The sequence below is a fragment of the Streptomyces sp. NH27 genome (assembly GCF_056859195.1).
On the sequence record NZ_JACEGK010000423.1, the window covers coordinates 1 to 7,070 of the forward strand.

The following is a 7,070-nucleotide window of genomic DNA, read 5'->3' on the forward strand; positions in this document are numbered from 1 at the left end:
CCGTACGCGGGTCCGTCGCTGTACCTGTGTCCGTCGTCGTGGCCGGCGATGTCGGGCACCCCCCTTGGATAGTCGAAACGCCCGATGGTACCGAGGGCGCCTGTTCCGGGACCGGCTCGGTCGTCAACTCGTAGGCGTATCGGCGCACTTCGGTGACGAACGGAGCCGCGGCCGCCATCGGCGGGCGCCGTGCGGGCATGACGGCGCCCGTTCACCCGCCGGGTGGGGCGGTCGAACGGGCGCCGTGGAAGGGCTACTTCACCGCTCCGGCCATCACGCCGGAGACGAACTGCCGTTGGAACGCGAAGAACACGATCAGCGGGACCACCATCGACAGGAAGGCGCCGGGCGCCAGGATGTCGATGTTGTCGCTGAACTGCCGCACCTGCTGCTGGAGGGCGACCGTGATCGGCTGCGAGTCGCTGTTCGCGAAGATCAGCGCGACCAGCATGTCGTTCCACACCCAAAGGAACTGGAAGATGCCGAGCGAGGCGATCGCGGGGCCGCCCAGCGGCATGATCACCCGGACGAACAGCCGCAGTTCACCGGCGCCGTCCAGCCGGGCCGCCTCCAGCAACTCCCGTGGGATCTCGGCGAAGAAGTTCCGCAGCAGGAAGATCGCGAACGGCAGTCCGAAGGCGGTGTGGAAGAGCACCACCCCGGAGATGTCGCCGAAGATCCCGATCTTGCCGAAGAGCTTCGCCACCGGAACCAGCGCCACCTGCACCGGCACCACCAGCATCGCCACCACCCCGATGAACCACCAGTCGCGGCCGGGGAACTCCATCCACGCGAAGGCGTAGCCGGCCAGCGACCCGATCACCACGACCAGCAAGGTGGCCGGGACGGTGATCAGCGCGGTGTTCCACAGCGAACTGGTGATCGCGTGGTTGTCCAGCAGGGAACGGTAGTTGGTGACCGTGAGCTGGGTCGGCGAGGTGAAGACCTTCCACCAGCCGGTGGCCGCGATGTCCTGCCGGCTGCGCAGGCTGGACAGCAGCAGCCCGATCGTGGGCATCAGCCAGAACAGCGCCACCACCAGCAGGACCAGCCGGAGCAGGCCGCCACTCGCGGCGCCGGCCAGCCGTGCCCCGATCCCGCGCCGGCCGGCGCCCGAAGCCGCCGCCGTGCCCGGGGCACCCGTCACGGCCGCACCCGCACCCGCACCCGCACCCGCACCCGCAGTCGCCGTCGTAGTCGTGTCCGCGCCGGCACCGGCATCAGCACCGGAACCCGTACCCGTACCCGTTTCCGCGATCGCGCCCTCATCCGTCGCATCCGCGCTCATCGCCGTCCCTCCCTGCGCAGCCGCCGGATGTTGAAGATCATGACGGGCAGCACCAGCAGCAGCAGGATCACGCCGATCGCACTGCCGACGCCCAGGTTGTTGCCGCCGCCGAAGGACGACAGATAGAGCTGGAGGGCGAGCACGTTGGCGTTGGACTGGGTGTTGCCTGGCGCGATGATGTAGACGAGGTCGAAGATCTTCAGCACGTTGATCATCAGCGTCACCATCACCACCACCAGCACGGGGGCCAGCAGCGGCACGGTGATCCGGCGGAAGACCTGCCACTCGCCCGCGCCGTCCACCCGGGCCTGCTCCAGTAGTTCGCGCGGCACCCCGGCAAGTCCCGCCGCGATCAGCACCATTGCGAAGCCGGCCCACATCCATACGTAGGAGCCGATGATCGACGGGGTGACCAGATCCGGGCCGAGCCAGTTGATGCCGTTGTATTTGCCGGAGAAGTTCGAGGCGGGCAGCCGCAGTTGGGCGCCGGCCGCCTTCGCCGGCAGCGAGTAGGTGCCGTCCTTGCCGGACTTGGCCGAGGCGATCACCTTGCCGTCCTTGACCGCCTCCACCTTCACCCCGGACAGCGCCTTCTCGCCCGGGTCGATCACATCGGGCTTGCCGGTACCGCCGGGCCGGAAGTCCAGCCACACCGTTCCGGTCACCGAACCCGGCTTCGCCGGGGCCGGTTTGGCCTGCTGCGCGTTGGACGGCAGTTCGGTCGGCGGGATGCCGACCAGCGGCAGGTCCGCCGACGTACCGATGCTCGCGGTGGACGTGGAGGTGAACGACCCGCCGGAGGTCGGCTTCAGGTCGCTGTCCGGCCGCGGACGCGCCCCCGGGTAGGCGGAGTTGCTGGTGAACGTGTCGTGCACGGCCACCACCACGGCGTTCGCCACACCGCGCGACGGGTCCTGCTCGTACACCAGCCGGAAGATGATGCCCGCGGCCAGCATCGAGATGGCCATCGGCATGAAGATGATCAGCTTGAACGCCGTTCCCCAGCGCACCCGTTCGGTGAGTACCGCGAAGACCAGGCCGAGCGCGGTCGCCACGGTGGGCGCCACCACCACCCAGATCGCGTTGTTGCGGACCGCGGTGAGAATGCCGTGGTCGGTGAAGACCGTGCCGAAGTTCTTCAGCCCGACGAACGAGTCGCCGCTCGCGTTGAAGAGGCTGCGGTAGACGGTGTAGCCGATCGGATACGCCACCAGCGCGCCCAGCAGGACCAGCGCGGGAAGCAGGAACAGCGCGGCTATCCACGGGCGGGTGCCCATGACGCTGCGGCGCTTTCCGGGGCGCCGGCCGGAGCCGGGCCCCTCGACGGAGCCCGGAGCGGACCCCTCGACGGGACCCGGCCCGGCCGGAACGGGGACGGCACCGGAGATGCCGCCACCCGCTCCGACCGGACCGCCCGCCCCTGGAACAGAGGCGTCAGTCATCCGGCGTCAGCTCCCGTACGCCTTGGCCGCGTCGGACTCCAACTTGGCCTGCGCGCCGGCCACATCGGACGGCTTGGCGAGGAAGTCCTGCAGGTCCTTCCACTCGCCCTGCCCCTTGGTGCCGCCGAACGCCGCCGGCGCCTGGTCCGACATGTCGAACCGGAAGTCGTCACCGGAGGAGATCAGCGCCTGGGCGATGGTGCGCTCGGTCGCGTCCGGATACGCCGAGAACGGCAGCGACTTGTTCGGCGAGAGGTAACCGCTGCTGGACGCCCAGATCTTGGCCGCGTCGGTGGACGCCACGTAGGTGAGCAGCGCCTGCGCGCCCGCGTTGTCCTTGAGCGCCACACCGACGTCACCGCCGCTGACCACCGGCGCCTTGCCGTTGCCGACGGCCGGGAACGGGAACACCTTCGCGTCCGTGCCGACCTTGGCCTTGGTGTTGGCGGTGATGAACGACGCCACGAAGTCGGCCTCGTAAACCATGGCGGCCTTCGGCGGGTTGCCGCTGAACACCTGGGTGACCGACTTCGGGAAGTCGTCGGCGAGCGCGGTGGACGTGCCGCCGGCGACCAGGTCCTTGTTGCCGAAGAGCTGGCCGAGCGTGGTCAGCGCGGCCTTCACCGACGGGTCGGTCCACTTGATCTTGTGTGTGGTGAGCGCGTCGTACTTCGCCGGACCGGCCTGCGAGAGGTAGATGTTCTCGAACCAGTCGGTGAGGGTCCAGCCGTCCGCGCCGCCGATCGACACCGCGGGGGTGCCGGACTCGTAGACGGTCTCGGCGGTCTTCAGGAAGTCCGCCCAGGTCTTCGGCACGGTCGCGCCCGCGTTGCTGAAGGCGGCGGTGTTGTACCAGATCAGCGACTTGTTGGCGACCTTGGCGTAGACGCCGTACTGCTTGCCCTTCCAAGCGCCCAGGTCCTGCCAGCCCTTGGAGTAGTTCTTGCTCAACTGGGCCTGCGCGCCGCTGCCGAGGGGCTTGAGCCAGCCCTTGTCGGCGAACTGGTGCAGCACGCCCGGCTGGGCGAGGAACGCGACATCCGGCGGCGCGCCGCCCTCGATCTTCGTGCCGAGGAAGGTCGACTGGCTGTCACCGGTCGGTACGAAGGTGGACTTCGCGCCGGTGAGCTTGTCGAACTGGTCCAGGACCTTCTGGAACGCCTTCTGTTCGGGGCCGGTCCACACCGCCGCGACCTCGAGCTTCTGGCCGTGCAGGTCGGGCAGGTTCAGCCCGCTTCCGTCGCTCCCCGAGGAGGACGCCGACGACGTGTTCTTGCTTTCGTCCTTCTTGTCGCTGCCCCCGCCGCATGCCGCGGTGGTGAGCGCAAGCGCCGACACCGCCACCGCGGCGAGCGCTATACGCGTAGTGCTCCGTCGTGCGTGCTCGGTGTGTGTGCGCTTTAAGGTACGCATGTCGTCATCCCCTCAGTCCCGTGGCGACTGTCCTACGCCCGTCGCGACGGCGCTCGCAAGGTCTTACACGGACTTGCGTGGGTCATTGTGACTATGCCGTGATCTTGGAGCAATCCCTTCGGGGGCAGGTCCGGACGGACCGTCAGGACCGGGTCGAAAGCCATGCGGAACCGCCCGGCGGACGCAGAATCATGGCCCCTGACAAGGGAGTTGTCCGGATCGCCGCGCCACGGCGACTCGCTGGCCGGCCATCGGCAGGGGTGCCGCGCCGTGCCGCGTCCCTGGCCGGCCGTCGGTACGGATACCGGGCCGGGCATCGACCGGAGGACCCCGGCCCGCACTTGAACACGTGCGGGCCGGGGCCACCGGTCACGGCAGCAGTGCCGGGAGGGACATCAGATCCGCGGCCGGATCAGTGCGGCCGGCGCGGTGGCGGACGCGGGTTCGGCCGCGCCCCGCGGGGCGGGGTCCTCCGGCGGCGTCTCGGCGGCGCGTTGCAGGGCGCTCGCCAGCAGCGCCAAGTCGGTTGGCCCGTTGCCGAGTTCGCGCACCTGGCGGCGGGCCGGCGGGTCGCCCATCCGCTCCCACTCCAGCGGCACCACGGTCGGTCGCAGCGTTGCCGTACGCGGTATGCGCGCGCTGACCCGGGCGGCCTGGAACGGCGTCACCGCGCCGCCGGGGCGCCGTAGATAGCCGCGCCCGGGCACGGCGTCGTCCAGTCCCGCCGGGTCCTCGACGTGCACCAGCAGCGCGGCCGACTCCGGGTCGGCGGTCCGCAGCGCGATCCGCAGCCGGGCCCGCTCGTCGGCGTCGGTGCCCGCGGTGCGCTCGGGGCGGCCGGTCGCGGCGAAGAGGTGGACGCCGAGCCGTTCGCCGTCCCGCGCCACCGCTTCCAGCGCCCGCACCACGCTGCCCGCCGACGGCCGCCCCGGACTGCCGAGGGCCGGCGCCACGAGCGCGTCGAAGTCGTCCACGACGACGACCAGGCGCGGGAGTACGGGCACGGGCCGCGCGCCGCCGCCGGCCCCGGAACCGGCCGAACCAGCGGCAGCGCCAGCCGCGCCGGCGGCCGAACCAGCCGCGCCGGCGGCCGAATTGGCCGTACGGGTCGAACGGGTCGAAGCGGCAGAACCGGCCGCGGAGTCACCCGAACCGGAACCTCCCCTGCGCCCGCCCTGTTGCGGCACCAGCCCCGCCACCGGGCCCCGCCCGTGCCACCCCGCGAAGTCCTCGTCGCCGAGCACCTCGGCCCGCCGCTTCAGCTCCGCGCTCAGCGCCTGCGCGAACTCCCGCATCCGTACCGGCTCCGAGGCCACCAAGTGCGTGGAGACGTGTGGCAGGTCGGCGCAGGAGGCCAGCCCCTCACCGCGTTCCGCCCCGGCCCCGTCCACCAGCACCAGTGCCAGTCGCTCCGGCCGGTCGGACGCGGCCAACGCGGCCACCAGCGAACGCAGCAGCTCGGTCTTCCCGGTGCCGGGCGCGCCCCCGACGATCGCGTGCGGCCCCTCGGCCACCAGGTCGACGGCCACCCGGCCGGCCGCCCCCACCCCGATCACCGCGGCCGCACTCGCGGCGGCCCCGGGCGCCTCGCCCCATCGTGCCGCGATCCGGGCGGGCGTCGCGATCGCGAGATCGAGCTCGTCCAGCAACCGAACGGTGCCCGGCAGCACATGCCGTGACGGTACGTCCACCGAGCCCGCGTCGGCCTCCCGCAGCGGCGCGAGCGCCCGCGCGAAGTGCTCGGCCCACACCGCGGACACCGCGTCCAGCACTATCGTGCCGTCCGCCGGCTCGGCCGGGTACGTGCCCGCGCCCACCGCCGCGTCGTACGCCCCCGGGACCGGCTCCAACCGCAGCGTGGTCGCCACGTCGCCGGAGACATGGGCCACCAGACCGCCCTGGACGGTGGGGCGTTCACCGGTCTCGGCGAGGCACAGCACATGGATGCCCGCCGACGGGCCGGCCATGGATATCCGGGTCAGGGCGTCGCGCAGGGCCGCGGAGCCGGGGTCGCCGTCGAGGACGAGAAGCGTGTACGGGCCGTCGTAGCGGGCCGTGGCGGCGGCGACGGCGGACTCCGGCGCGGTCGCCCACCCGGGCCCGAGCGGGCCGGACTCCAGCCGCCGGACCAGCTCGGAGGTGCGGGCCTCGGCCTGGTCGCGGTCGAAGGCGAGCAGCAGCCGGCAGTCCTGGCTGTGCGCGGGCCGCAGATGCGGCAGCCAGTTCAGCCAGGACCACTCCTCGGTGCGCTCGTCGGCGCCCCGGGTACGGTCCGCGCTGACCAGCACCACTTCCAGCACGGCGGGCGAGTGCAGCGCGCAGAGCTGCGCGAGCAGCGCCCTGGCCAGCCCGGCCAGCCGCGGCCGGGGACCGGCCAGGGTCAGCGCCGAGGTGGCGGGGGCTCGCAGGTCCACGGTGTACGGGGCGCCGCGCAGCAGCCCACCGCCGTCCGGCGCCGGCAGGTCGGCGGTGCCCAGCCGCACGGTCAGCGCGTCCGGGTGGGTGGGGCCGCGCTCCCACAGCCGGCGGCCCGGGCCGAGCACGGTCAGCAGGACCGCGGCCGGGTCGGGCCAGCGCTCGCGCAGCGCCTCCGCGGCGGCCGGGTCGGCCGTGGCCGCCTCGGGCCCGGCGTCGTCGGGCACCTGGCGACCGCCGGCCAGCCGCCGCGCCCATGCTCCTATGGCACCGACAACCCCTGCGCGCGGCGGCTCGTCGAGGTCGCGGCGGTTCCGCTCGCCGGTGGCGCGCCGGGAACTGTCCGCGGCGGGCGGTTCGGCCGGCGGCCACGCAGCGCCGGCGAAGGTCTCGGGGCCGCCCTCACCGCGGCCGCCGTCGCCGTCATCACCGTCGGGCCCGCGCCGGTCCGGACGGCCCGGCGCGCCCGCGCCGCCCGTTGAGCCCGTTGAACGCGGAGTGCCGGGCTGTCT

Annotated in this window: 4 protein-coding genes; all 4 read right to left on the reverse strand. The window is 72.5% G+C overall.

What is annotated here, in order from left to right; genetic code table 11:
* Positions 1–253 precede the first annotated feature (253 nt).
* Complete coding sequence (locus tag AC13HU_RS27935; protein WP_483044729.1) at positions 254–1,288, reverse strand: carbohydrate ABC transporter permease; 1,035 nt, start codon at positions 1,286–1,288, stop codon at positions 254–256.
* Positions 1,285–2,730 carry a carbohydrate ABC transporter permease gene (locus AC13HU_RS27940; RefSeq protein ID WP_483044730.1) on the reverse strand — a complete coding sequence of 482 codons (1,446 nt, stop codon included), beginning with the start codon at positions 2,728–2,730 and terminating at the stop codon, positions 1,285–1,287. Before AC13HU_RS27940 ends, AC13HU_RS27935 begins: the two co-directional genes overlap by 4 nt.
* Before the next feature lie 6 nt (positions 2,731–2,736).
* Positions 2,737–4,143 (reverse strand): ABC transporter substrate-binding protein, encoded by a 1,407-nt coding sequence (locus tag AC13HU_RS27945; protein WP_483044731.1) that lies wholly within the window; start codon positions 4,141–4,143, stop codon positions 2,737–2,739.
* A 395-nt stretch (positions 4,144–4,538) separates the two neighbouring features.
* On the reverse strand, positions 4,539–7,070 hold a 2,532-nt coding region (locus AC13HU_RS27950), incomplete at its 5' end, for an FtsK/SpoIIIE domain-containing protein (RefSeq protein WP_483044732.1).

Coding starts and splice junctions, on each gene's coding strand:
- AC13HU_RS27945 (WP_483044731.1), bottom strand. CDS start 4,143: ATGCGTACCTTAAAGCGCACACACACCGAGCACGCACGACGGAGCACT.
- AC13HU_RS27935 (WP_483044729.1), bottom strand. CDS start 1,288: ATGAGCGCGGATGCGACGGATGAGGGCGCGATCGCGGAAACGGGTACG.
- AC13HU_RS27940 (WP_483044730.1), bottom strand. CDS start 2,730: ATGACTGACGCCTCTGTTCCAGGGGCGGGCGGTCCGGTCGGAGCGGGT.